At 32.5% G+C, this 23,861-nt stretch carries 45 protein-coding genes; 28 read left to right on the top strand and 17 right to left on the bottom strand.

The genetic code is table 11. The features are described from left to right. The first annotated feature begins 10 nt into the window (after window positions 1-10). Window positions 11-961, top strand: coding sequence for a prolyl aminopeptidase (gene pip, locus AC6EIW_RS02800; protein WP_498521081.1), 951 nt, complete (start codon window positions 11-13; stop codon window positions 959-961). A gap of 92 nt (window positions 962-1,053) precedes the next feature. Here the strand turns inward: pip and AC6EIW_RS02795 are convergent, their stop codons facing one another. Continuing rightward, window positions 1,054-1,278 carry a hypothetical protein gene (locus tag AC6EIW_RS02795; RefSeq protein WP_498521080.1) on the bottom strand — a complete coding sequence of 75 codons (225 nt, stop codon included), beginning with the start codon at window positions 1,276-1,278 and terminating at the stop codon, window positions 1,054-1,056. A gap of 798 nt (window positions 1,279-2,076) precedes the next feature. Here AC6EIW_RS02795 and AC6EIW_RS02790 point away from each other — a divergent pair. From AC6EIW_RS02790 to AC6EIW_RS02780, 3 genes are all read left to right on the top strand, one after another. Next, a complete protein-coding gene (locus AC6EIW_RS02790) occupies window positions 2,077-2,253 on the top strand; it encodes a hypothetical protein (RefSeq protein WP_498521079.1) in 177 nt (58 codons plus the stop codon). A gap of 329 nt (window positions 2,254-2,582) precedes the next feature. Further along, window positions 2,583-2,816, top strand: a complete 234-nt coding sequence (locus AC6EIW_RS02785; RefSeq protein ID WP_498521078.1) for a DUF1651 domain-containing protein — start codon at window positions 2,583-2,585, stop codon at window positions 2,814-2,816. A gap of 181 nt (window positions 2,817-2,997) precedes the next feature. After that, complete coding sequence (locus tag AC6EIW_RS02780; protein WP_498521077.1) at window positions 2,998-3,282, top strand: hypothetical protein; 285 nt, start codon at window positions 2,998-3,000, stop codon at window positions 3,280-3,282. 334 nt (window positions 3,283-3,616) lie between these two features. On the opposite strand, the gene AC6EIW_RS02775 is transcribed toward AC6EIW_RS02780, so the two are convergent. Next, window positions 3,617-3,865, bottom strand: a complete 249-nt coding sequence (locus AC6EIW_RS02775) for a hypothetical protein (protein WP_498521076.1) — start codon at window positions 3,863-3,865, stop codon at window positions 3,617-3,619. A gap of 22 nt (window positions 3,866-3,887) precedes the next feature. Further along, window positions 3,888-4,217: a hypothetical protein gene (locus AC6EIW_RS02770; RefSeq protein WP_498521075.1), complete on the bottom strand. Its 330-nt coding sequence runs from the start codon at window positions 4,215-4,217 to the stop codon at window positions 3,888-3,890. A 316-nt stretch (window positions 4,218-4,533) separates the two neighbouring features. Between AC6EIW_RS02770 and AC6EIW_RS02765 the strand changes: the two genes are divergently transcribed. Then, a complete protein-coding gene (locus tag AC6EIW_RS02765) occupies window positions 4,534-4,728 on the top strand; it encodes a hypothetical protein (protein WP_498521074.1) in 195 nt (64 codons plus the stop codon). Window positions 4,729-4,802: 74 nt separating this feature from the next. Here the strand turns inward: AC6EIW_RS02765 and AC6EIW_RS02760 are convergent, their stop codons facing one another. From AC6EIW_RS02760 to AC6EIW_RS02750, 3 genes are all read right to left on the bottom strand, one after another. After that, window positions 4,803-5,183, bottom strand: coding sequence for a hypothetical protein (locus tag AC6EIW_RS02760; protein ID WP_498521073.1), 381 nt, complete (start codon window positions 5,181-5,183; stop codon window positions 4,803-4,805). 142 nt (window positions 5,184-5,325) lie between these two features. Further along, window positions 5,326-5,739 carry a DUF1499 domain-containing protein gene (locus tag AC6EIW_RS02755; RefSeq protein ID WP_498521072.1) on the bottom strand — a complete coding sequence of 138 codons (414 nt, stop codon included), beginning with the start codon at window positions 5,737-5,739 and terminating at the stop codon, window positions 5,326-5,328. A gap of 177 nt (window positions 5,740-5,916) precedes the next feature. Beyond that, window positions 5,917-6,087, bottom strand: a complete 171-nt coding sequence (locus AC6EIW_RS02750; protein WP_498521071.1) for a hypothetical protein — start codon at window positions 6,085-6,087, stop codon at window positions 5,917-5,919. Between the two features lie 274 nt (window positions 6,088-6,361). On the opposite strand from AC6EIW_RS02750, the gene AC6EIW_RS02745 reads away from it, so the two are divergent. From AC6EIW_RS02745 to AC6EIW_RS02735, 3 genes are all read left to right on the top strand, one after another. Continuing rightward, complete coding sequence (locus AC6EIW_RS02745; protein WP_498521070.1) at window positions 6,362-6,565, top strand: hypothetical protein; 204 nt, start codon at window positions 6,362-6,364, stop codon at window positions 6,563-6,565. 7 nt (window positions 6,566-6,572) lie between these two features. Further along, complete coding sequence (locus tag AC6EIW_RS02740; RefSeq protein ID WP_498521069.1) at window positions 6,573-6,779, top strand: hypothetical protein; 207 nt, start codon at window positions 6,573-6,575, stop codon at window positions 6,777-6,779. A gap of 272 nt (window positions 6,780-7,051) precedes the next feature. After that, entirely contained in the window at window positions 7,052-7,528 is a 477-nt protein-coding gene (locus AC6EIW_RS02735) for a hypothetical protein (RefSeq protein WP_498521068.1), read from the top strand. Between the two features lie 58 nt (window positions 7,529-7,586). Here the strand turns inward: AC6EIW_RS02735 and AC6EIW_RS02730 are convergent, their stop codons facing one another. Then, window positions 7,587-7,871: an inward rectifier potassium channel gene (locus AC6EIW_RS02730; protein ID WP_498521067.1), complete on the bottom strand. Its 285-nt coding sequence runs from the start codon at window positions 7,869-7,871 to the stop codon at window positions 7,587-7,589. Window positions 7,872-8,053: 182 nt separating this feature from the next. Between AC6EIW_RS02730 and AC6EIW_RS02725 the strand changes: the two genes are divergently transcribed. The 9 genes from AC6EIW_RS02725 (at window position 8,054) to AC6EIW_RS02685 (ending at window position 10,990) form a co-directional block, all read left to right on the top strand. Further along, a complete protein-coding gene (locus AC6EIW_RS02725; protein ID WP_498521066.1) occupies window positions 8,054-8,428 on the top strand; it encodes a hypothetical protein in 375 nt (124 codons plus the stop codon). 170 nt (window positions 8,429-8,598) lie between these two features. Then, window positions 8,599-8,865, top strand: a complete 267-nt coding sequence (locus AC6EIW_RS02720) for a hypothetical protein (protein ID WP_498521065.1) — start codon at window positions 8,599-8,601, stop codon at window positions 8,863-8,865. Window positions 8,866-9,029: 164 nt separating this feature from the next. Continuing rightward, window positions 9,030-9,269: a non-structural protein (NS2)-like protein gene (locus tag AC6EIW_RS02715; protein WP_498521064.1), complete on the top strand. Its 240-nt coding sequence runs from the start codon at window positions 9,030-9,032 to the stop codon at window positions 9,267-9,269. 7 nt (window positions 9,270-9,276) lie between these two features. Next, window positions 9,277-10,008 (top strand): type 1 glutamine amidotransferase, encoded by a 732-nt coding sequence (locus AC6EIW_RS02710; RefSeq protein ID WP_498521063.1) that lies wholly within the window; start codon window positions 9,277-9,279, stop codon window positions 10,006-10,008. Between the two features lie 33 nt (window positions 10,009-10,041). Continuing rightward, window positions 10,042-10,242: a hypothetical protein gene (locus AC6EIW_RS02705; RefSeq protein WP_498521062.1), complete on the top strand. Its 201-nt coding sequence runs from the start codon at window positions 10,042-10,044 to the stop codon at window positions 10,240-10,242. Between the two features lie 130 nt (window positions 10,243-10,372). Beyond that, window positions 10,373-10,579 (top strand): high light inducible protein, encoded by a 207-nt coding sequence (locus AC6EIW_RS02700; protein WP_498520455.1) that lies wholly within the window; start codon window positions 10,373-10,375, stop codon window positions 10,577-10,579. 20 nt (window positions 10,580-10,599) lie between these two features. Further along, window positions 10,600-10,719, top strand: a complete 120-nt coding sequence (locus AC6EIW_RS02695) for a high light inducible protein (RefSeq protein WP_011294968.1) — start codon at window positions 10,600-10,602, stop codon at window positions 10,717-10,719. Then, window positions 10,719-10,865: a high light inducible protein gene (locus AC6EIW_RS02690; RefSeq protein ID WP_498521061.1), complete on the top strand. Its 147-nt coding sequence runs from the start codon at window positions 10,719-10,721 to the stop codon at window positions 10,863-10,865. Before AC6EIW_RS02695 ends, AC6EIW_RS02690 begins: the two co-directional genes overlap by 1 nt. Beyond that, entirely contained in the window at window positions 10,865-10,990 is a 126-nt protein-coding gene (locus tag AC6EIW_RS02685; RefSeq protein WP_498506751.1) for a high light inducible protein, read from the top strand. Before AC6EIW_RS02690 ends, AC6EIW_RS02685 begins: the two co-directional genes overlap by 1 nt. Window positions 10,991-11,234: 244 nt before the next feature. On the opposite strand, the gene AC6EIW_RS02680 is transcribed toward AC6EIW_RS02685, so the two are convergent. The 3 genes from AC6EIW_RS02680 to AC6EIW_RS02670 all read right to left on the bottom strand — a co-directional run bounded on the left by AC6EIW_RS02680 (window position 11,235) and on the right by AC6EIW_RS02670 (window position 11,981). Beyond that, the gene (locus AC6EIW_RS02680; protein ID WP_498521604.1) at window positions 11,235-11,282 is read right to left on the bottom strand and encodes a hypothetical protein; all 48 of its coding nucleotides are present in this window, start codon (window positions 11,280-11,282) and stop codon (window positions 11,235-11,237) included. A 189-nt stretch (window positions 11,283-11,471) separates the two neighbouring features. Next, window positions 11,472-11,624: a DUF3804 family protein gene (locus AC6EIW_RS02675; RefSeq protein WP_498521060.1), complete on the bottom strand. Its 153-nt coding sequence runs from the start codon at window positions 11,622-11,624 to the stop codon at window positions 11,472-11,474. Window positions 11,625-11,765: 141 nt separating this feature from the next. Further along, window positions 11,766-11,981, bottom strand: a complete 216-nt coding sequence (locus tag AC6EIW_RS02670; protein WP_498521059.1) for a hypothetical protein — start codon at window positions 11,979-11,981, stop codon at window positions 11,766-11,768. A 643-nt stretch (window positions 11,982-12,624) separates the two neighbouring features. Between AC6EIW_RS02670 and purT the strand changes: the two genes are divergently transcribed. The 11 genes from purT to AC6EIW_RS02615 all read left to right on the top strand — a co-directional run bounded on the left by purT (window position 12,625) and on the right by AC6EIW_RS02615 (window position 18,988). Next, a complete protein-coding gene (purT, locus tag AC6EIW_RS02665) occupies window positions 12,625-13,788 on the top strand; it encodes a formate-dependent phosphoribosylglycinamide formyltransferase (protein ID WP_498521058.1) in 1,164 nt (387 codons plus the stop codon). Next, window positions 13,781-14,038: a hypothetical protein gene (locus AC6EIW_RS02660; RefSeq protein WP_498521057.1), complete on the top strand. Its 258-nt coding sequence runs from the start codon at window positions 13,781-13,783 to the stop codon at window positions 14,036-14,038. The genes purT and AC6EIW_RS02660 overlap by 8 nt, the downstream gene beginning before the upstream one ends. A 633-nt stretch (window positions 14,039-14,671) precedes the next feature. Then, window positions 14,672-14,842, top strand: coding sequence for a DUF4278 domain-containing protein (locus AC6EIW_RS02655; RefSeq protein ID WP_498521056.1), 171 nt, complete (start codon window positions 14,672-14,674; stop codon window positions 14,840-14,842). 711 nt (window positions 14,843-15,553) lie between these two features. Beyond that, window positions 15,554-15,823 (top strand): hypothetical protein, encoded by a 270-nt coding sequence (locus AC6EIW_RS02650; protein WP_498521055.1) that lies wholly within the window; start codon window positions 15,554-15,556, stop codon window positions 15,821-15,823. 152 nt (window positions 15,824-15,975) lie between these two features. Then, on the top strand, window positions 15,976-16,527 hold the full coding sequence (locus tag AC6EIW_RS02645; protein ID WP_498521054.1) for a nitroreductase family protein: 552 nt from the start codon (window positions 15,976-15,978) through the stop codon (window positions 16,525-16,527). A 264-nt stretch (window positions 16,528-16,791) separates the two neighbouring features. Then, window positions 16,792-17,124, top strand: a complete 333-nt coding sequence (locus AC6EIW_RS02640) for a DUF1499 domain-containing protein (protein WP_498521603.1) — start codon at window positions 16,792-16,794, stop codon at window positions 17,122-17,124. 78 nt (window positions 17,125-17,202) lie between these two features. Further along, window positions 17,203-17,376 carry a hypothetical protein gene (locus tag AC6EIW_RS02635; protein WP_498521053.1) on the top strand — a complete coding sequence of 58 codons (174 nt, stop codon included), beginning with the start codon at window positions 17,203-17,205 and terminating at the stop codon, window positions 17,374-17,376. A 561-nt stretch (window positions 17,377-17,937) separates the two neighbouring features. After that, window positions 17,938-18,141 (top strand): hypothetical protein, encoded by a 204-nt coding sequence (locus AC6EIW_RS02630; protein ID WP_498521052.1) that lies wholly within the window; start codon window positions 17,938-17,940, stop codon window positions 18,139-18,141. Between the two features lie 5 nt (window positions 18,142-18,146). Beyond that, complete coding sequence (locus AC6EIW_RS02625) at window positions 18,147-18,410, top strand: hypothetical protein (RefSeq protein WP_498521051.1); 264 nt, start codon at window positions 18,147-18,149, stop codon at window positions 18,408-18,410. 1 nt (window position 18,411) lies between these two features. Then, complete coding sequence (locus AC6EIW_RS02620; protein ID WP_498521050.1) at window positions 18,412-18,591, top strand: hypothetical protein; 180 nt, start codon at window positions 18,412-18,414, stop codon at window positions 18,589-18,591. A 238-nt stretch (window positions 18,592-18,829) separates the two neighbouring features. Continuing rightward, window positions 18,830-18,988, top strand: a complete 159-nt coding sequence (locus AC6EIW_RS02615) for a DUF8642 family protein (protein ID WP_498521049.1) — start codon at window positions 18,830-18,832, stop codon at window positions 18,986-18,988. 604 nt (window positions 18,989-19,592) lie between these two features. Here AC6EIW_RS02615 and AC6EIW_RS02610 read toward each other — a convergent pair. The 7 genes from AC6EIW_RS02610 to AC6EIW_RS02580 form a co-directional block, all read right to left on the bottom strand. Beyond that, window positions 19,593-19,727 (bottom strand): hypothetical protein, encoded by a 135-nt coding sequence (locus tag AC6EIW_RS02610; protein WP_498521048.1) that lies wholly within the window; start codon window positions 19,725-19,727, stop codon window positions 19,593-19,595. 44 nt (window positions 19,728-19,771) lie between these two features. Next, complete coding sequence (locus AC6EIW_RS02605; RefSeq protein WP_413677972.1) at window positions 19,772-19,963, bottom strand: hypothetical protein; 192 nt, start codon at window positions 19,961-19,963, stop codon at window positions 19,772-19,774. Between the two features lie 90 nt (window positions 19,964-20,053). After that, window positions 20,054-21,529, bottom strand: coding sequence for a polysaccharide deacetylase family protein (locus AC6EIW_RS02600; protein WP_498521047.1), 1,476 nt, complete (start codon window positions 21,527-21,529; stop codon window positions 20,054-20,056). 197 nt (window positions 21,530-21,726) lie between these two features. Further along, window positions 21,727-22,287 (bottom strand): CIA30 family protein, encoded by a 561-nt coding sequence (locus AC6EIW_RS02595; protein WP_498521046.1) that lies wholly within the window; start codon window positions 22,285-22,287, stop codon window positions 21,727-21,729. A 512-nt stretch (window positions 22,288-22,799) separates the two neighbouring features. Beyond that, window positions 22,800-23,063 (bottom strand): hypothetical protein, encoded by a 264-nt coding sequence (locus tag AC6EIW_RS02590; RefSeq protein ID WP_498521045.1) that lies wholly within the window; start codon window positions 23,061-23,063, stop codon window positions 22,800-22,802. 108 nt (window positions 23,064-23,171) lie between these two features. Next, window positions 23,172-23,312 (bottom strand): hypothetical protein, encoded by a 141-nt coding sequence (locus AC6EIW_RS02585; RefSeq protein WP_498512138.1) that lies wholly within the window; start codon window positions 23,310-23,312, stop codon window positions 23,172-23,174. Between the two features lie 127 nt (window positions 23,313-23,439). Then, window positions 23,440-23,757 carry a hypothetical protein gene (locus tag AC6EIW_RS02580; RefSeq protein WP_498521044.1) on the bottom strand — a complete coding sequence of 106 codons (318 nt, stop codon included), beginning with the start codon at window positions 23,755-23,757 and terminating at the stop codon, window positions 23,440-23,442. Between the last annotated feature and the right edge of the window lie 104 nt (window positions 23,758-23,861).

Here is a 23,861-nt window from a genome sequence, read left to right as displayed (position 1 = left end):
TTAATTAAAAATGTTATTTCCAGAAATAGAACCTAAGGAACAAGGGATATTAAAAGTGAGCCCTCTACACACAATCTACTGGGAAAGAAGCGGCAATCCAAATGGATCTTCTGTTCTAATTGTTCATGGCGGTCCAGGTGGTGGGAGTAGTCCTTCTTATAGAAGATATTTTGACCCAAAGAAATTCAATATTGTTCAATTTGATCAAAGAGGATGTGGTAGATCTTCTCCTCATTCTGAGTTAAAAGAAAATACGACACATCATTTAATTGATGATATTGAAAAACTAAGACAACTCTTAAAAATTAAATCATGGCATGTCTTTGGGGGCTCGTGGGGCTCAACATTAAGCTTGATTTATGCCATTCAACACACAAAAAAAGTTTTAAGTCTTACTCTTAGGGGTATATTTTTGTGCAGAAAAACCGAATTAAGTTGGTTCTATCAAAAAGGTGCAAGTGAGATTTTCCCTGAAGAATTTGAACTTTATCAGTCTGTTATTCCGGAAAATGAGAGAGGTGATTTGATTAATGCTTTCTATAAGAGATTAACCAGTCAAAATAGGTCTGAAAGATCCAAAGCGGCACATGCTTGGACGAGATGGGAAATGTCAACAAGCTTTCTTATTCAAAAAAAATTATCCATTAAAAAAGCTGCAAATGATAATTTCTCAGATTCTTTTGCTCGTATAGAATGTCATTATTTTGTTAATAACATTTTTTTAGAGGAAAATTATATTTTAAATAACATTAATAAGCTAAAAGATATTCCAGTTTCAATTGTTCAGGGAAGATATGACGTGGTTTGTCCGATGCGAAGTGCATGGGATCTTAATAAATCATTGCCCTCTTCAAAACTTTATGTAATCGATAGTGCAGGACACTCAATGAAAGAGATTGGAATATCTAAAAAATTAATTGAGTTGACGAATAAATTAGCTAATTCCTCATCTAACCTCTAATTTTCTGTAGCTGTTATTTGACCTTAATTATATTTAATTATTCCTGGACCAATTAAGAATTACTAGAAAATCTTTTAAATCCCTTAATTCATTTAATCTTGTTTTCTATCTTTGTTTAAATTGCCAATAGCTTTTACTGGGAACTTCTTGCCCTGTCTCCATATGGCTGTAATTATTAAAGCAATGAAAGCAATGATGGGTAAGAATTTAAGTACTTCCATCGTGGAAGGTTCTGCAACTAAAGATTTAAAAGGATCACTAAGAGATACGGGAACGACCTCGTATGAATTTGCTAGTTCATTTAGATCTACTTGCATTTTTACTTCGTGATTTATTTCTGAACCATATAAAAAAAAAACGCATATTTTCTTTCTGCTAACTTCTTTGTGATTTGTATGTAAAAAATATACTCAGTAAAGTAAATAAAGTTATTACTTTGTGTGACATAAGTTTTATTAGTTCGCTTCCATTGGTTTGTTGATACTCTGATTACTTCTTGTTTGAACTATATGTTTTTTAGATAATTTATTTCGTCATCCCTGAAAAGAGAAAGAATCAAGTATGGACAATTGTATTTGGTCAAACTGTTAAAGATGTTGCGGCCACTTTATAAATATTTCCAATTTCCTTAGATTCTTGATTGAGGTTTATTCTTTTCATTTCGTTTCTTTGTAAAAAAACTTCTGATTCACTCTCTGACTAATGCTACAGGAGGTGAAGTGACATGTTACTTTCACCTCATAACATGAAGTTTTCTTTTGAATAGACTTCGATTCTTCGCGATTTAAGCAAAAGCCAATTCTTTGGTTGTTTTGGGAATTTTATTGTAGTTGGAACATTTGCATTTAAATTGATGAATTAGTTGCTTAGTGAATGTCTTCATGAGAAGCATTACTTTTATACGCTTTCTTTGAGTCGGTTTTAAAGTTTGATATCTCGATTACAACGTCAACTTTCTGTCTAATCAATAGAAAATAAAAGCTTGAGCGACCTTAAAGCTTTCATGTTTATCTTTATTAAGTTTGTATGTTTTGTACTTGATTCAATGTCAATGGATTTATTTGCCGATTGATAAAGCTTTTTCATTAGCTAAAAATGTGTAGTTGCATATTCATATGACGAGGGTTCAAATTACGGCACCTCCTTTACTAAAAGGCTCAACTGAGGTGAAAATCATTGAACGAAGTTGGGGCATTGAGAGATGCTACGTAACACCAGATGGTGAGAAGGTTTGTACCCCAGCTCCATTTTTAACAAATCATCGAAATCTTGACTGGACTTGCTTTGCTTAAAAAGTTTTCTAGTCAAAAATAATTTTATAACTTTTAAATCTAGTTTGTCTTATCTTATGTAAAAATTAGCTACTCCCAAATATCCCATTTTATAGTTCAATGAGAATGTTTTAGAGTAGTTTCACCCATGCATTGAACTTTCACATGACCTAGAACACATACAGTTAATAGATTTTTTAACATAATGAAGTTGTTTACTCCATTCAGCATTCCAAAAGCAGATATGACAGCTCTTCCAAAACGAAAAATTAAAGCTACATCAAAAAATACACATTGATAAAGCCAACAACTATTAGTGGTACTCTTGTATTATCCAAGTATAGGATTGTATGAAGCGAGATGGTTGGGTTACTGACGTAAATGGTTTATGGATACTGAGGTTTCGGTATGACTGGCATAGTTGGGATCAAAACCCAAAAGTTTTGATAGAGAAAGGAAGGCTTGAAGTAAATGGACCTCCACTTCTAAAGAATCGCAAGAAGATGAGACGAACAATTGCAATTAAACTTTGGAAGCAATTATTATCAACTGGATGGAGACGTGTTGATCCGCAATGGGATTGACGAACAAAATAAGAAAGTATTTATGCAGTCCAAATTAATTTAGTTCTTGTATTTTATCTTTACTCTACAAAAAAGTAATCAAGTCGTTTGATTCACAGACTACTTAATGTATAGATTTGAACATCACTTCACTATTTAAAAGTAAATTTATTAAGTTAGATTTTCAAAGAAGCACGTAATCATGACATCAGACATTGAATACTATAAGCAGCTTTCTAAAAAGGTTAGTACTAAGCAAGACAAAATTAATTTCTTTGATCAAAACCAAAAGGCATTTTACGTAGATATTTATTCTGACAGTTGGTCAAAGATGATTGAGGCCTATGCTAAAGCAGAGAACTTATGTTTAGAGCAAGTAAATAAAGTTGAGGAGATGAAATGGACTGAGATCCCTGAACATCTCAAGATTTTCGCTTATGATTTTTGTATTCAAAATGGGTTTGTTTTTACTGGAGTTGGTAAGTAAAAATGCTAAAAATCCACCATTAAAGAATATTTTAAGTGCTTATTCGTTTTAATAATTTACCTATTTATTTTTTTTGTAGATTGATTATTTTCATTGTTATTTTTTTGGTAATATGCCAAATGCTTCTTGCTTCTCGTTTACTTGAGTTCTACCAGGTATCTGCGCAAAGCTTTTTGATTTTCTAAAGGATGCAATTTATTTTTTCTTTTTCCTCCTTTTGCTTTTTGGTTCAAACCCTTTTTTGAAGTCAGAACCGGATGTATTAAACCAAGCCAACAAGTTGCCAATAGATGTTCCAATTAAAGCAGCAATACCCTTTTAGATATTTTATCGATTAGCAAAAAATTTTCCTTCCAGTAGCTGAGTAATAGTAGTAAGTACCATCAGCTCCGATATAGAACATACGATTTTTGTACTTAGACTTTGAAAATTGTTCAAGTCTTCTTTCATGCATATCGAAGTTTTTTGTGTTTAACTCTGGATTCCGTTCTCTTTGTTCATTGGTTCCCTCTTCTAGATTCCATGCCAATTTTCTTATTAAACAAATTGTGGCAATAAAAAATACAATAACTAATAGATTCATTTATTTGGTATGCAATAAATTGTTAGCAATAGTCTCGCAACTCTCTCCACTTATCTAGTCCTGCTTGAAGATTCTTCATTTGACTTGTAGTACCATTTATTTTAAATGCTTTAATCAAAGAATTTGTAGCTTCTATTCCATAAGTTGCAGCTTCTCTTTGCTTTGCACAAATTCTGTCTCTTGATCCATCTTTTAGATCTATCTCAATTTCTTCAAGTATTTTGCTTGCCTTCTCTTGTTTTTGATAAAAATCACTTAGATACATCTCGAATTCTGACTCAGCATTAACTGGTATAACAGAAAAAAATAAGAGAATAAGAGGTATCAGTAATAAAAGAAATAAACTTTTCATGTTTTTATAATGGCGATCTTCCTAATTTTCACAACTATTTTTTTTGCAATGTCATATGGGGAACCCGAACACGCAAAACGTATCAAATGTTTAGATCATTTATGAATGAAATCTTCTCAATTTTACCTCTCGATTTTCACACGCAAACCATTAGAGATGATTTTGCTTTTTATTTATTGTTCTTCATTAGCATGCTTCACTTGCTGAATATTATTTATATGAAAACACCTAATGAATTATTTCAAAAACCATTGGCAATGACATTTGCATTTGTGGCTTGTACTTTCATTTCTAATTCTATTGTGGGAAATTTAGTATGAGGAGCCCTTCAATAAGTCTAAAAAGATCACTTGACGTGACCATGAAAGAAATTTACCTAAAGATTGAAGAATTAGGTAACAAAGACAGTGAGGCATTAAGAGCGGAATATAAAGAATGGTTAGAAGCAAATGAAGTTGGAAATAAACATCCCCATGTTCTTTATGTGAATCTGATCAAGTACAAAAGTTAAATGAATATCTAGGTGCTTTTTAATTTTCCTAGATATTCATTTAATAATCGGATCATTTATTGTGTTTAGATCTCTCAGGCAACTAATATTTCATCTTCGGTGGGGAATGTTTGAGTTGTTGTCTCATCTAGATCATCACTTGCCTTGATTTCAAGAGATATAATACCTTTTGATTCATAATCCGCTTCGACATTTTGCTCGGATGCTGTTTCCAGATTGGGATCCATTTCTACTGATGATTTGATCTCAGATAGAACTACTTGAGCCAACTTAGCTTCTTTAACAACTTGAGACCATGGGTTAACCGTTGCTGCAATGAAGTCCCGATTAGCCTCTGTTTTGTCCCCACGGGTGATAAGTAGGAAAGGTAATGCAACGGTAAACAGACAAAAAATGGCTAGGAAAAAGTTGGCGATGGCCATTTCTCTACCAGGTTCAAATGCTGATAGAAGCATAAAAAGAAAAGCAATTTGTATAAAAAATCACTTACTTTTTATCCCTAAGCCATACTTTCGCAAACAAACTTAATCGAAAAATTTAGTTTGTTCAAAATCAATGACTTTACAGGGTAGTTAAGATTGAATTTTTTCTTGAGGGTTAATTAGCGATGACTGTCTCTGTCATTAGACGATAAGCAAAGTCATCAACCCTCTTCTGATTCACTCCATTATCTCCAACTCCTACTCTTGATTCAGATCTGACTTGAATAATACCTTTTTCTGGAATTGCTTTTAATAGAAGATCATCGGTGTATCTCCTCCATTTGGTCTTTGCTTCAGCATGAATGAATGAATCAGTCTTTTCAACTATTTTTGTTCTTGCTGTTTCAGAGACTATTTTGGTTGCTTTCTTAAATGCATTTTCTAAGTCATTTACTTTAAAGTCTTCTCTCACGCAGTGAGTAATGACAATACAATCTGGCAGTTCAGTTGTTGTTGCATTTGCTCTATGGGGGACGATGGTGACAACAAATAGAATTGAAAAGAAGAAAGTTAGAAATCGGTTAATCATTTATCAAAAAGATCTAGTTAAATTAATTTAAATACAATTAAAATAAATCTATTTTAGCTAAAAAATTAATGTTCTGTACCCATAGGTTTTTTTGAAATTTATCAATATCAAGGTAAAAAAAGAATTATGGATAAAATATACAAATTAAAGCTATCAAAGCATTTTTTTATTATTTTTTTAACTTGCTAATTCATTTCCCCATTCTTTGTGCTTTCTATCTAAATCTACTATGGAATTTTTTTGAGCATTAAGTATTAGTAAACGATGAACTAGTTCGATTTTGGTTTTAGTTACCTCTTCAGAGTAAAACTTTAGAGGTTGCTCTCCGAGCAAATTGTCTCCGCTCATTAATTCAATAAAATTTTTATTTTTATTTATTTAGGATGAAATCGAGCATAAGCATAAGTTTTTAAGGTTTTTTTTCTTTTTGCTTTACATCACTCTTACTGGTTGTCCCCACCTTAGCCATCAAATTGGCAAGAGTATTAGTAGTTATATTCATTTGAGTATGATTTTGGTCTTATCGTCTTCCCCCACGAGCGTTGTTCGTACACATGAAGGCTTCGGGTCTTTCCACCCTTGATGACTTAAGTCAAGTTAGTAATCTAATTTTTAACGATCAATGCACCCTATTTTTCATTCTGATGTCATAGGCCTTGATTGGCCAATCCTTTTAATTGGTCACGTCGTAATGTTTTGGTCTTTAGCTCTAAGACTTGATTGGTCTTGGATTCCGTTAACGGAACATGAGAAGTTGTGCGGTTCTGAAGGTGATGCATATCGAGCTCATATCAGTTCATTGGAAAAAGCTTTTCAAAATAGTTAGGATCGAAATGAAATTCTTTTTTGTTTTACCTCTATCCTTGTGTTTTTTATTTCCTACAAAAACGCAAGCATCAAGAACTTATAAACTTAATTCTGTTTGTGAAAGTTTTGCCGCTGGAAAAATAGATGCCCTCAAAACCCTAGAGGCCTTAGATTTAAGTATTGATGATTATTCAATAGGGTTAACTAATACCGCAAAAATATTTTGCGCTTAGTTTTTGATTCGTTTTTACTTTTTTATATCTACCACAACTAAATAATTCTTTATATTAGGCTCAGTAAATTTTTACTTGTGATAGCAACCTCTTTATACTATCAAGATTAACCTCAAAAATGTTTGGTATGTTGTTTTCTTTTAAAGCAATCTTCTCAGCTGTAAGTGGAACAAATAGCAGAGAAGTCAAAGCATTAATATCTACTCTAAGATGGTTACCAAGAATTGTGTGATTGCAGTTTTCCTTTAATCTATTTTTTTCAATAAATACATATGAATATCGCTCAATCATCACCATTGTATGAATATTGGAATTCTGCGCAAGAAGAGAATGATGAATATAAACGACTTTTAAAGCTTAATCCAGATGAACCTGCTTCTAATCTTTTTAGGAATGAACCCTACAAATGGGAGAATCTCTATCAAAGCGTTCTTAGGAATGTTATCAGTGGAGATGAATCATCAATAAAAGCGTTGATGGTTTTATTATCTACAATCAGTCAAAAGGAGAAAGATATAGTCCTTCACTCTCTTGAAGCTTTGTTAGATAAGCATTTAATTTCTAAATTGAGAACCGAAAAATACCAGGATATTAAGTCTAGTAAAAATTTTTATACTGCCTTTAGAATATTGTTGACTATTTTTATTAATCCATATGAATTAGAGCTAAAAAAAGAACCAAATCATCTTTATGAGAAAACGGGAATGTTTTTTTATAAATTTAGAAAGATATTTTTATTAAATAAGTGAGATCTAAATTTTTGTTGAATTATTTTAAAATTAGAATCTCAAAACTATATGAGTAGTGTCATTGGAGAGAAAATTTTTCTATTAATTTGATAAGATTTTCTGAACGAGGGGTTTTTTGTGGTCTGGCCTCATCAAGTACTACTGCACAACATAATTGCCATGAGGAACCATCTTTTAATTTCAATTCTTTAGAAACATCTACTGGAGCTGCTGTTAAGGAAGTTATTTCATCTATATGTTCGAGGGTTTCCCATAGTTCACTCTCTAAGAAATCCAGTTCAACTTTCGAGAGGAGTTTCGTTGCTATAAAATCCTTGACTAATTCTGTAAGTTCTAAAGACATTTTTAATTTACTCTAATGGACAAATCCGTGGGTTTAATGAAAAAGGCTTTCTGTAAAAAAGTTATTTGATTAGGACGATAGCATCTATTTAAATTATTTATTTATGAGCTGACTTTCAGATTCCATCTTTAATGGTTTATTTCTAAAACTATAATATATAAAAACACTTTCTAAAACAATAAATGGATATGGAGATTACAACCGAATGTGCAAAAAAGGCACAGAAAGAAGCTGAATGGGCATATAACAAAGCAATGGAAAAGTTCTATTATTCTATGTTGGAGGTTGTTTTCTTAAGGATTAAAAGTCACCTATCTAAGCAGGGGCTAGAGAAAGTAGTGGAGATAGATAAAAAAAGAGCTATCAACGAAAATCTCGGAGTTGAATTTAGTCAAAAGACTTGGTCGGTATTAGCTGAAGCATGGACAGGTGCAGAGGGTTTGGCGATGGCTAAGATCGCTGAACTTTATGGGCTGGAGATATCCGATTTAGACATATCCAAAATTCAAAAGCTCGATGGAAATAATGGTTCTCCAAAATGCACCCCATCAAGCTAACTTTGAGGTACATTTAATCAGTACTGAATATAGTTACTGCTGATTTGAAGTTGCAACAATTAAAAAAATTCTTGAACGAAAGAAAAAAGCTACTCAAAAAGAAATATCTTAAGAAAATTCTTGATAAACAACCCAAAGAGCCTTGACCTTAATTGGTGGTATTTATTCCTATGTCGTACTACTCTAGTCATATGACATATTATGCAAAGCCAAATTATATTCAATATGATGAATGGTTTGATAACAACATAGATCCATGCGAGTTAGAGTATGAGAAGGAAAACAAGTTTACTGATTCTGTTCACGAGAAGTTTTATAAAATATCAAAACATAATTTAATTATCGGTGGGTCGGAGTCTGTTGCAGATTTAAATAAACCTGAGAGATGTTCAAGAGGTTTTTGCTCATTAACAGATGAGGAATTAAAGCAAATTTAATCAAATCTCAAGAAAAAAATATGTATTTGAATGATCATTTCTTTATTTATTTAGAAGCTCTTACTTCTTTTCTTTTTTCTAGGATTTTTGTCCTTTTGTATAAATCTAATAAATGATTCCATAGCTCTATGGCTTAATCTAAAAAAGATGATTGAATTATTTATATGAAATATCTATTACTTGTTACTTTCTTGTTGGGTATAAGCACTCCATCGGTAGCAGTTACTACTCGAATGTTTAAAGTTCTAGATACTTGTGCAAGATATAGGTTGAAAGAGAAAACTGCATTAGTCGCAATAGAAGACCTAAAACTTAAATATGATGGTAAAGATAAGAAGGAGGCAGAGCTATTCATCAAATTGTATTGTTCTGTTTTTACTCCAAATGAAAATGTAGAATTTTAATTTATTTATGAGTCGTTTACTTGTTCTTCAGCATTTAGAACGCGAGGGGCCTGGACTTTTTGTAAATATTGCTAAGGAAAGAGGTCTTAGTGTCTCCATTTTCCGTTTGGATTTAGGAGACTCTCTTCCTGAACTTAGAAATGGAGATTTACTTTTGGTATTGGGTGGACCTATGGGTATTAGAGACATTGGAACTCCAACTTATCCATGGCTTATCGAAGAAGTTCGCTTAATAAAAGAAGCGTTAAATCAAGGTGTTGGATTAATCGGAGTATGCTTGGGAGCTCAGCTCTTGGCTTATGCAGCTGGTGGTGATGTCGAACTGCTTCAGGAGGAGACATCTCGTCAACCATTAGCTGAAATAGGGTGGGACTGTATTTTTCCGCAATCACTAGAAAATAAAAGCAAACTGACAGCATTTTTAAGTCAACCTTTCCCTGTTTTGCATTGGCATGGAGACAGAATTATATTGCCTAATATTGCAGAGCTCATTGCTAGTAGTAGTAGATGTAAGGAGCAATTATTTAGTATTGGTTCGTTAGCATATGGGATACAATTTCATGTTGAGATAGTCGATGAAATGGTTAAAACGTGGATTTCAGAAGATCAGAAATTTATTTCTTCAGCATTAGGGGTAGACGGGCAAGCCATTATCAAACAACAACAAAAAGAATTTGCTAGTAAAACGCTACAATCCAGATTAAAATTTTTAAACGTTTTGTTTGACTTATTAAACTAGGTAAAAATTTTAGCGGTTTGAATATTTACAAAAATGATTGACGACTTCACACTTGAGCAGTGCAAAAAAGATAGGGAAATTCTTCAATTAAAAATAAAAAATCTTGAGCATGGTATTAATGAAGCAGAAAAAATGATTGCCGAGTCACATATGAACGATGAGGCATTGATTTTTTTAAGAAGAAAAGTTGCAGAATCTAATCAGGATTTAGCAATTCTATATTTAATTCTCTAACCTCACCTCGTGGTTTTTTTGACAAGTCTCAATATAAATTTGTCAATAAAGTGAGCAAGCCGTACCTAACCGTATCTATCCTTTAGAAAATCTATACTTTACATTACTTCACATCAATGTAACTTCAGTAATGACATCGTCATCTTCATCTCAGGTAATCACTGAGTACGGTAAGCAAAACATCTTTGCTCGTGAAACACAACCTCAGCTTGTAGAGGACTACACCAGCTATCCAGAAGAAGCAGAAAAGACAAATGGCCGTTGGGCAATGATCGGAATGATAGCTCTACTAGGTGCTTATTTCACAACAGGTCAAATCATTCCTGGAATTTTCTAAACCAACAACAACTAATAACAATGCAACCATCTAATAAAACAATCCTAGAAAGAAGCATCGGCAGACCAGCCATGATGGCATTCGTTCTACTAACAGGTATTTACCTAACAACCGGTCAACTTATCCCAGGTGTCGTTTAATGAAAAACTCAACCGCTGAAACTCCAAGGCTCGAAGAGGGCAAATTTTTTGCAGAAAGACTCAATGGTCTAGCTGCATCTATTGGTTGCCTAGCCCTTGTCGGCGCTTATCTAACAACCGGTCAAATCATCCCAGGTCTTGTTTAATGAATAAGGAAACTAGCTACTGGAAAACAGCAGAGCAAATGAATGGCCGTCTAGCGATGATGGGTTTTTTTGCAGCAGTCATTAACTATGGAATAACAGGCTGGATCGTTCCAGGTATTGTTTGATTCTATTTTAAAAATCTGATCAGAAAGGCCTCTTCTCTGTCATTACAGTAGGGGTTTTTTTGTTTCTTTGGTCAATAACCTTATGACAAACGCTCTTAAATAGATTAGTAATATTGATTATTATCACATTTATATGTTTATTTATTTGCTTCTTTTTTTAATCATCTTATGTTGAATAATTCTTCAGAGGTATGCAGAAATAATCAATTTACTTATCAATTAACCATTGATAAATAAACTTAAATTAGTCGTTCCATAAAGTCATATCTAATTGGCCTGAGGATCTTTGAATCCATGCTACTTTCCATTTTTCGTCAATTTTTTTTAAATCGAAGTGACTGTTTGCAGGTCGTTATTTTGAGCCCACTTGTAAGTAAACTTTGATCCTGAGTTAAATCGCACATAGCAGCATTTGTTTCTAGATTTTAAAATTATCTACCTTTGTGATTTCTGCGCTTTCTAATACAAGATCACCTGTTGACTACATGTCCTGAAAACCTTTTGCATCAATAGGTTTACCACTTGGTTTAATAAACAAAAAGTCTGGAGTTGCATTGTCTATAAAGAATGATCCCATTCTCTCTGAAGAAGCAAATGCCTTTAGGATTGAGATGATTTCTTCTTTAGAAGACATTAACAGGTTAAAAATAATAAATTAAGAATTACATATTTCAACAATATCAGATGTTTACTTGGACATCTTTTCTTGCTGTGTTGAAAATAATAAATCCATCCAACTTGAAAATACAAAAGAAGTTGCGTAAAAAATAGATTTTTACGCAGCTTCTTTTGAAGATTGATTTGGAAATAGTGATATGATGTCACCTTTTGGTGTCTCATACACTCTCTCTACAATTTCACCTTCATTAATGATTACTTTAGTGTTCATTGATCCTGAGGGTAATGTCTTGATAGCTGGTACAACAGCTTCTTTTAAATTTGGGAACTGATCCAAGTTCTTGAAGTCTTTAACTTTTTTCTTGGAAACCATTAATGAATGAGTCGAAGTTGTTCTTTCTTTTAACTAACTTTGCTTCACTCGTAAAGAGCTTACAAAGCTAATCACATTATTATTGTATTCAGGTGAAATATTTGACTAATCACATCCATCCTAATTACAAGTTTTAAAAATCAGCAGAAGTGCTTGTAAATTTTGCCATTTTTTTACGTCTTTATTTAGGTTGCCTTTATGGTTTGTATATGTAGGCTTATTCCCAAAATACATAATCTAAACTAGCTATAGCGATGATATTAAAATGAATCAATTTGTTTTCTTCTAATAGTTTCATTATTGTTGTTGTCAAATAGGTTGTACCTAATGTCAACAATTAACATCATTTAATTACTAAAAGTAGTAATCAAAACTACTGAGCTAGTTTAAATATCATTTTTCTGTTTTCTTGATTAGAAGAGATACCTTATGATAACCAGTTACTCCTAACCAAAAATTAAAAGTGCTCTATTTAATGAGAACATTCAACTCCTTAGGAGTCTTTTTAATTCTTTATCTAGAAAAAAGTTTATCTTGAATTAAAAATACTTGTTAACTTCTACTTCTTTTTATATTAATTTAATCTATTTAAGATTTTTATGCTTATTATATTTATATATTTTCTTAACCTATAAATAAGATTATGGATTTTTTCCCAAAGAAGATAATGCTTTTAGGTAGTGGAGAATTAGGTAAAGAGGTGGCAATAGCTGCGAAAAGATTAGGTTGCTATGTTATTGCCTGTGATAGATATAATAATGCTCCTGCTATGCAGGTAGCTGATCAATTCGAGGTGTTAAATATGAATAACGATAATGAACTAATAGAATCTATATCTAATTGTAAACCCGATATTATTATTCCTGAAATCGAGGCATTAGCAGTCGATGTCTTAAAGGAAATCGAACAAAAGATAACAGTAATTCCTAACGCTAGAGCTACAGCAATAACTATGAACAGAGACAAAATTAGGGATTTGGCTTCAAATGAATTAAATATAAGAACTGCAAAATTCAGTTACGCGATGAATCAATCTGAGCTAGATTTTCATGCAGAGAAGATTGGTTATCCTTTATTAATTAAGCCGGTTATGAGTTCTTCAGGAAAAGGACAAAGTTTAGTTAAAAATAAAAATGAACTTGACCTGGCTTGGACTTTGGCCATTGAAAAATCAAGAGGTAAATCTAATAAAGTTATATTAGAAGAATTTATTGATTTTGATTTGGAAATTACTTTATTAACTATTAGACAACTTAACGGTAAAACATTATTCTGTGCGCCCATAGGACATGAGCAAAATAATGGAGATTATCAATGTAGTTGGCAACCAGCTGAATTAGCTGAAAGTGTATTAGCGAAGGCTCAACAGATTGCTAAATGTGTCACTGATAATCTTGGAGGAGTGGGTTTGTTTGGGGTTGAATTCTTTATCAAGGGTGAGGAAGTGATTTTTTCAGAGCTTTCACCAAGGCCACATGATACTGGCTTGGTAACTTTGATAAGTCAAAATTTAAATGAGTTTGAATTACACCTTAGAGCTGTTTTAGGTATACCAATACCAGAAATAGTGTGTACCGAAGCTTCTGCGAGCCGAGTAATTTTGGCTTCAAAAAAAACAACAAACATATGTTACAAGGGACTTGAAGAAGCTTTAAGTCAAGCGAATACAAATGTGTTTATATTTGGTAAACCCACCTCAACCGAAGGTCGTCGAATGGGAGTAGCTGTAGCAAAGGCTTCAACAATTGGTGAAGCAAGAATCAAAGCGGATAAAGCAGCTCAATCAATACAATTCATAAATGAATAACATTCATTCAGATCCTTTGTCTGACTTCAACAAGTGCAAGTCTATTTGGTTTCTATTCTTGACTGAGTTAAATTGGAACCCAAAGGCAATTAACCCACTCGAGTTGGTTCCGGAATCTTTTTGGCCTCAAGTTACCGACCTATTAATTGAAGCAAAATATATAGGTCAAAGCAGGAATTATTACCTCAGAGAGTCTGATAGGTATCTAGATTATTTAAGTAAAGGTGGTAAGCCTTTCAAAAGAGATTGAAAACAATAGGTAATGTGATAACTTCAAGCAAATTCTTTTAGCTAATTTCAATTTTCCCATAAACGCATCACTGTTAAAATTTTTTAATAGGTGTTGCTAAAAAAATTAAATTCTCATTCACCTAACGGTATGGATGATCCTAAGTTTCGTTTTTTAGTTCTTCTCTTTATAAATCTAATAGTGATAACAGTACTCAGAAACTGGATTTTAAATAACGAAGCTTTTGTGTGGCTCCTAAATGGCTTACCTTCATAAAGTGTTCCTGAAGCATTTTATTTGATTTTTAAAATAGTTTTTTATTTGGAATAACTTTCAACTTCATTGACATTCAGGTCATTATCTGATCAGATTTTTATTGAATATCTTGTTTAAGAATAGGAACAAAGAGGTAGGTTATTTAAAATTTAAAACAGTAAATGATCAGGAAAAATTATTTTTTCTTTTTTAGTAAATGGTTCTTTTTAGTTGGAAACTCAACTATTTCGGTTAATACTACAAAATTCCTTCTTTTATGTATCACTAGGAACATCATTAGTGGATAATTTCTGTTATTTTGGTTCAACGTTCAGCTATTTTTAGCTGCAGTAAGACTCGAGACATGGAACGGGGTCTTGAGCACTACGGGAAAGAACGATGACTGTTCTTACTTACAGAGGAAAAGAGTATCTTCAACATAAAGAGGCTACTCCAAAAAAAGTTGTAGAACTTAGTTACAGACGTAACGTCTACACATCTAGGCAAGCAGAAGCTAAGAAGCAAATGCAAGAATCCTTGACTTACAGAGGTAACTCATACCAAAAGTAAATTAAGGGAGTTTTTTAGGGGGTTTAATCACCCCCTTTTTTTATGTTTATTTCTACAGTAAATATCTAAATTAATAGTAGTCTTCAAATATGTATTTTTGCTTGAGTTCTATTACTCTGGTTTTATGGGTGGTTTCCGATGTAGAAATAGTATTGACTCCGAAATAATCACAATGATTACTGAACAGTCATGGCCAAGTTGTAAGCTTCCAAAAACTCAAAAGGCACTTGAAGCTATTTATTCAATGCTATGGAAGAGGCCAAAAGTGTTTAGGTCTTATTACAGGTCAAATTAACAGCTTTTTCTGGGAAAACCCTACACGCACCTCACTAAAAAGTTGTTGAGAATGAAAATAGGAATTTAATAATCAATGAAAAAATCGTTCAAACCTAACAGTACATTGTTAGCTCTATTTATGTTTTTACCTATTACACCAAGTATTGCTGCCATTACTGTTTTTACACAGTCAGTATTTAATGACAGGAGTACCGACGTAACGCCAATTTCTTACCATACAAAGCGAGTGATTGATGCTTCTAAAAAATAATAACTACATTTCCGCTTTGAGCTTGGAAAAGTATTTAAGTTTATTTTTTCTTACGTGAATAATTTTGTTGTTTTCTTATTAACTTTTTATTCGATCTTAGTTTAAATACTCTTTACGTCGTGAGATTAGTAGGTTAAAAGTCAAAGTAACAGCTATCTGCAAGAATGGTTTTAACCAAAAAACTAAGGGCCTTTGATGACGCAATCTTCGATAGGCACCCTGATTTAATAGAGGCTCTGAAACCTAACGATCATTATCCAGAACTCGAAAATATTTTAAAATATAGAGCTAAAAATTTACCTGCTGGATCCCTGAATACAAAAGTGATTATCAATGACGGGAAAATAGTTGAACGCGTGTTCAAGACACCTAAAGGCCAAGTAGTCTCTTTGTTCTCCAGACCATCAAATGTGTTTTTTGATCAAGTTGCTTAACAGGTGATATTTTTACATATCTTGTTTTTCTATCGAGGTAAAATTCAAGTAAGTGGAAAGACTAATCATCGTTTATTTATTCAAGCCTCTAATCAGCTTCCTTTTAGAAGCTCATGCTTGGAACACCATAGTTAATTACGTCAATAAAAATCATGGAAATAACTCAAGCAATTCAAAAACGAAGGACAATTCATGTTTTTTCTAAAAAAAGTGTTCCTAATGAAGTTGTTGAAAAATCAATAGATGCAGCCAATCAAGCGCCCTGCCATAGAAGAACTTTTCCATGGCGTTTTACGAACATTGGAATAAAAAAACGAGAACTTTTATATCAACTACAGCTAACTCTGAAGTTTGGTTGTAAGCCAACAGATGAATCTAGTTTAAAAAAAATAAGGGACAAAATGTTCAATCCCTCCCATTTGCTTATTGCCACTCAAATATGTACAGATAATCAAGTTCAAAAACTTGAAGATTATGCTGCTTGTGCTTGCGCAATCCAAAACCTATCGCTCTCACTTGTTGCAGATTATGTCGGTTGCAAGTGGTCAACAGGTAAAATCACAAAAGACCCTAATACTTATCAAATTGTAGAAATAAGTCCATCTGAGGAGGAAATAATTGGTTTTATATGGATCGGGTATGGAGCTGAGCCACCTTTGATCAAAAGGCCTCCTATTAGCACTATCTTTAGAGAAAGGAATTAGAAACTTGGGTTAACTCACAGAAGAGAAATAATGAAACTGATAAGGAAGTGTTGAGGCCACGCTAAAAACAATAAGCATCATCCCTGTCTTATCTAATCGTTTCATAATTGACAAATAAAGTATTAACAATTTAATCGGAGAATCTTTCGCCTATGGGTATTTTATGTAGGGAGAACTAGACATCAACGAGTAAAATTCATTAAAAACAAGACCACAGAGGGGATAAACTTTGTGTCATGATCAATATATAAATTAATGGGAAATATGCCAGAACCTAAATCAGGTCTTAGGCCCTGTTTAAATCCACTAAATTGCGTTTTTTTTCAAAAAGATTTTGAAGATGTTGACAAGACATTTGATCAACTTGTCAGGATCGCCCAGAAGATTCCTAGAACAAAAGTTTTAGAGAGTAATCAAAGTTATTGGAAAGGGGTTTGTCGTAGTTTGATTTTTAGATTTCCAGATGACTTGGAAATTTTAAAAATTGATAAGAAGATTCAAATCAAATCAGCTTCAAGATATGGTGGAGGCGATCTTGGTGTTAATGGAGCTAGAGTGGGAAGATTATTAACTGCTCTAGAAAAATTAAATAGTTAGCTAGCAAACTTTTATAAAACAATCAATAGTTGTCATTGTGAAATATTATAGTAATTTTTAAATAACTATAATAATAAGATGAACAGAGCACAAAAATATTTTCTACATCTTCCAAGGGGGACACATTTTGAAAAAATCATTGATACTGAATATGGGAAGGAGAATATATATGTAAGTCCAGACGGCAAAAAACATTCAATACCTATGAATCCACATACGATTTCTACTGGAACTTCAACACATGAATATTAGTAGTTAGGACAATTGTTTATCCATCTTGTGATTTTTGTTTCATCGTAAATAATTAGAGGCCTCAACAATTGCCTTCAGTTCCATAGTGGTAACTTCTTGAAAAAAATATTAGTAATAACTTTTTATTCGATCAAAAGAGAATCCTAGTAGTTTTGCGTATTGCATCTACAGCCTCTGACGATATAACTAACTCATGTTGCATTGTGACATTGTCGATCTTTAAGCGCTTAAGCGAAAGGTTTTCAATAAAAAAAAATAACATTAACAAATGTTATTCAAGATGCAAAATGGAACCTTTACCTAATGAGATTTATCAAGACATTGTTGATTTTCAATCAGATGTGAATAGACCTATCGATATTTCTATTTACCGGGAATTTTTAAAGGAAGCTGTTTGAGCTCTTAATTTAATTTTTTTAGTTTTTTTGTATTTGATTACACTAATCTATTTATAGGTACAAATTTTACAACTTTGTAATTTTATTGAGTAAGGCGTATTAATTTTTTTCTTGAGTTAATTAGTGACTGTAAACTAGAAAGAAAGCAGTGTTAATTTTTTTGATGGATACCTTGAAAGCAACGAATTTGGCCAATGAATTAAATGAATTAGCATGCAAAGGATGCACTGAGGGTTGGCTAGAGAAACATGATGGACTTTCAGATCCTATTCAAGACATCAATGACTGTGGAGCTCTTGGATTTATTACGCCTGAACGACAAGAGCGATTAATAAATGAAATAAATGAGATTAATGCTAAAAATTAAAGAATATGGATAAAAAAAAAGGAAATAGCCCGAGTAAGTTTTCTGTTCCTCCTTTCGCTTCAGATGATGAGATATGGATTAAAATTCTTGAAGTCTTGACACCAACTGAACAGTTAGAGGCTAGTCGTTCAATATCAGAGTTCAATCATCCGTATCTGGGAGGTAAAGAAATTATCGTTAAACGCTCTGATCAGTCTGAAATAGCGGTTGCTTTACTTTCTGAAGTCAATTCTGATGGTGATGAATGGGCAATATATAGAGAACTTTAAAATGGATACTTATTCATCAATTGCATTGGGAACCGTTGTATTATCACTTTTGGTTTTGGTTTGGCTTTCCCAATTATTTAGAAATTTAATTAGAAAGCAAATTGATGATCAAATGAAAAATATGATTCCGATAAAAGCTATTAGAGAAAGAATAGGAATCAGAATTAAATTGAGAAAGTAGAACACAAAATATTTAAATTTTGATTGAGTTGGATCTTTATATTTACTTGTATTAAAGTGTTGTTTTTATATAACTATTATTATGAGCTATAAAATTTAGGGTCTATCCTATTACGCTATTGTTTTTTATTTCGAATTGATAGATTTATCAGTTTTTCCTATTCGTCAATTTAGTAAGTAATACCGATAGAAAAAAATAAAAAGAAAGGATAGATTCATAAAAATAGCAGGGTACTTTTATGAATAAGATTGATGCTAAGAAAATCACCCATGGACAAGTTGATCCAATTGAAGATTATCTTGAGTGTGTTACATATTGTTCAATCTCTAGCAGTGCGGAAGAGAACGATTGCCAAACAATATGTATGGAAAGGCATTTGAAAAGTTCATATTTTTGAATTTTTTATCAAAATACAAAACTAGAAGAGATTTCAGCTCTTTTAGTGTTTCAATCAAATTTCAGAATCATAATTTAAAATTAGATGACTAAACAAACTGCCTTATCCTCCGAACATTATCCTTAGAAAAACTGCGAATGATCCAGTGGAGAAATTCCTTATTAACGTTGTCGTCTGATTTTTACCAAATTTCCCTTTGATTACTTAATACCTATTAAAATCTTAAGTATTTCTCTAAAGATGAAGAAGCAGTACAAGGGGTGATATTCAGATTTAATTGGCTTTTAAAATCTATTTTTTATGCTGTGGTAAGAATAAAAGGTTTAAATACTTATGAAAAAAACTGCCAAAATTGCCATATTTAAATTAGTTGATATTTAAAAGTTTTGGCTCATCCCATATCTTGGTATTGGCTTGTTGGTTTTTTTCTATGGATGGTTCACAACGTTTTGGTTCTTAATCGTAAAGTCAACATTGATAAAGAACGACAAATATCAAAGCGATTCAATGCAATCTCAAGACTCTATCCCGAAGGTACATACATTTCACATAGATAACAATCATTAGTTGATTTTAAATTACCTTCAGCCATTTCTTAGTTGCTTTAATAATGCGGGGGCTTAGATGTTTCTTGAGGGAAATATTCTTCAGTTTCATTTTCATATGAGTCACTTTTCTTTTTGAAGTATTCATCTGATGGATCATAACCATCATTGTCTGGATTGATTTTGACTTTCATAGTTTGATATTTTTTTTTGCAAGATCAGTAGCTTCATAAGTGCTTTATCCAGCTATCCCATTACAAATAATTCCTGCTTTGGCCATTGAAATTAAGACAAAATGATGAAAGCTGGGAACTGCTTTGTCTAATGCTATGAGAAATATAAGCAATGACATTGATGTCATTGAAAGATATTGCATCCAATGAATACCTGCTTTATCAAGTCCATTTTTGTCAAAACTTGTACTAGTCATTTTATTAATGCACTGGTCGATGAGGTTAACGCAAAAAATTACTTTTTGCTAGTTATTTCCTTTTCTTGATTGATGCCTTTACAAAATTGATTAGCTTTTCTGTGCTGAGATTTCAAAGTTTCTAATCACCTCTTCACCCTTTGTGAAGATCGTTTTAGCATATTCAGTCCATTTACCCTGTCCCCAATAACGGAAGCAGCTAGTTTCTAATAGCAAAAGGTATAGGAGTGCTTCTTGATAGCTATGTTTTTTTGTTAACGATCGATTTTGAACTAATAAATGATCAAATGTTTCGTGGAAATAGGAACTAAGTTTTGTAATTGGTTCTAAAACATTTTTATATCCATCTTCCCAACTCATGTCGTTAGTCCAGCTAGCTCCACTCAAAGAAAAGGATTTATCTTCCTCTTTTAATTTTCTAATTGCTTGTTCAACCGAGGTGGGAGTTATTTGGCCTGAAATTTTTCCCCATATTTTGTCTTGATCGATTGCTTGTATCAATGGATAATTATCTTCATCTATATTTAAAGTCGCCAGGAAATCGAGGTATTCAGAACCATTCATAGCAATTGTGGGACTTTTATTCGTTTTTGGACCAATTCTTTTATGCGCTTGAATGAAAGCTTGAGGAAATTCGTTCATCATTACTCCGCCATTTTCCCCATCAGCAATTTGGGAAACTAGCGTGGGGATAATATCTTGACCTAATTTTTGTTTATTTAGCCCTTTTGCCTCGTAATAAGGTTGCATTTGTCCAACTAGTTTTGTATCTGAACCTTGAGTTTTTATTAGTGAAAGAATAGAGATAGTCTCTCCATTACTTCCTTGTGCTTTAAGCATATTGGGAATATATTTCTGATCGTCTCTAAGACTGGAGCCATCTATATTTTGAACGCTATGTTCTTGAACCAATACCCAACGATATCCACATTCTTTGAGAGCTTTGATAAGTTGATAAAGAACATCAGGTTGGTTTGGAAGATGCATCTCAGGAAGAGAGAATCCCTGCACTCGATGCAGTGCATCTTCTCCAAATAATGATAAGAAGTTGTGCTGCCAGGCTGTTATCTGTAATTTAAAGTCAGAGGGTGGAGTTGAAGAGGCTACTGCATGACTCCAAAAGGTTCCTAGCCATTCAACGTGTTGATGAACTGTCTTATCACATGTTAGGAGTCTTAACGATGAAAGAATATCCTCGCGACCCATTTGCATGAATCCCCATAAAAGATTTCCTGAGTAATCAAGCATTATTTTGGGATCATATCCACCATCTATAAGTCTTGGAATGATTTCAGCTAGACGTTTGTAGCATTGAGCAAATGGTTCGGCATTGTGATTATCATCTTCTGAACTGTGTTCAAACATAAATTGCAAATGTGAAATTAGTTCCCCATTTCTACCTGCTGGAATTGTTGGTTGATGCATATGGAGGGCGCATGCAAACCCTGAGTTGGCATTCTTAAAATTTGACTTTTCATTGAATTGTTTACTATCTCTTTTCTTGTTTGTTAATTTTTTAATTTTATATTCATAACCACTTATCGGTGGTAAGTCTATATTATTCATATTTCGATATTATATATTTAAAGAAATCAAAGTAAAAGTAAGGTCACTTAATTAATCGGAGTATATACAAAAAAGAATGATTATCAAAGAAATAATTTGTTTTACACTTGAATTCATCTGCAAATAATCTTCTTTCCAAGGTGTTTTATTATCTATGAATTAAGAAAAGTATAAATATTCTAATTTTTCTATTAGTGCTAATAAACACTAATAGATTGCAACACAAAATTTATTTTTCCGGGTTTAAAGCCAGGATTCAGTTCTCCAGGTCTACCGAATTTGGAATGTAGTAATTGAAATTGACTTATGGAGTCGGATTTGAACTTAATTGGAAAAGATATTTTTTTTGCAAGAACTGTTGGTTCAAGGCTTTCAAAAGGAACTTTGATAATTGTTGTCCCAAATCTTTTTGTTTCTATTTCTGCTACCCATCTGAGCCCACCGGGTGATTTATTTAAGAAGAATTCCCTTAGACCAAAAAATCCGTATTTACATGACACTCCAAATTTTAATGTTCGACCTTTACCTTCAATTCTTAATTCAAAACCTTGATAATTAGATAAATTTAGAAGAGGTAAAAATATTGGAGATTTGCAACTAACAAAACCCCCTTTTTCCTCGACTACAACACCCTCCAGGGAGAGGCCTTTTGAAGACGCTCTACAAACTGCTTTACTTGAGCCTCCCATAACAGTGTCGTTCAATGAAAACCATTCATCAAAGTCAGTTGATGAAATGACTTTTGAAAGCTCCGGCATTTTTATTATAAATTTATTTAACTCTATAAAATTTTTTTTTGAATCATGAGTTTGAAAATTTAGATTCACCAGATAGAAAAAAAACCATACATCTCATTAGTGGATTCTTACTGTCTTTATGCTGATTTTTAATCACTCATAAGGCTTTTGAAAAGTTTCTGATCTGAGATGATTCACTTGAGTTGGCTTAAGGCTGTATCCATTGTTGTTCAATCGTTTAAGAGAAGGCAACTTGGAAATGATGTATTTATATAGTATTCTGCATCCCAAATGCCACTCATATTAGATGACATACCAATAATTTGTCATTATTACTTAATCCAAATTTTTTCTATGATAACATTAATTTTTTTACATAGATTTGATGAGGTTTTTCATAATTTTCCTCGTTATTTTCTTTATTGAACTACTAAATAGCTATTAAATCTACCGATAAAATTACTAATGTATTTTTTCCTATTAATATATGAATAAATCAAATCGGAAAAACTTTTCTATATTGTTATTTAAATCTACCTTTGGTTGAAGTAGAACGAATTACAAAAATTGCCAACATTATTTGTCTCAGCTTTAAGACCTGTTTTCTTTGCAATCAAACTTATCTTTGCGTTTTTTTCTTTTAGTGAGTAGTCATTCTGATTAAGGTACATTGTGTAATATTCCCTGCATAAATTTGATAACTCTTTCTCTCTGGAAAATGGGATACGTGCTACAGCTATGACTATTAAAGATAGAGCAATTGCTCCTGTAAAAGCTTTGTTGATTGAGTTAGTCATTAGGTATGTTTTTTTATATTGTCTAGTATGCCGTCTGAAGTGAAAATCTGCGCTTTATAAGGGTACGTCTTCCGCCTTGCCGCAATTAATCTACTGATTTTTTTTTAATTATAGTGCAGACTTGCCTTGACCAGATTTTAGGAGGAAAAATGTTGGTAATCCCAGCAAAACGCCTACAGAGGTAATTAGTATAAGATTTATAGTGAATGAACTAACACCTAGTTCTGATGAGGCCAAAGCAAAAGTCATTAAATTGAAGTCGAATTAGTTATTTTTTAAGGCATATTTTCTAAAAAGCTCAAACTCTTAAAAGCTTGTAAGAATTGTTTTCGCTTTACTCATATAATTTCAGATCGGAGCCGAGTTAAAATTTGACTCAATTTTTTGCTGATTTATTGTCGCTTACAGAATTTGTTGAGTTTTGCATATTCTTTTTTAAGGCAGCTTTTTTTTCCTCAGCTTCTTTCTCTATTGCTTTTTTTGCGTCAGCTTCTTTTTCTGCGGCTATTTTTGCAGCTAATGCTACTGATTCTTCATGAGCTATTTTTGCATCGAGTTGACCAGTTGCCCTCATCCATTCATTAACACTTGCTTCTTTCCCAGCTGCTTCACATTCTTTTTTATATCTTAGAAATGGGAACCAATGATGGTTAGCTGTTTCAGGATTACTAGTATTAAAATTATTTTCGCTCATTTAGTTGATTAGACTTCTATGATTATCCAATAATTTTTGTTCTAAGTTCCTTTGAAATTTACTAAAATTTAAGTTATTTTTAATAATTACATATTTGTGTAATG

Source organism: Prochlorococcus sp. MIT2308, assembly GCF_059772345.1.
The sequence above is the reverse complement of the archived record's forward strand: the minus strand, read 5'-3'. Positions and strand labels throughout refer to the sequence as shown.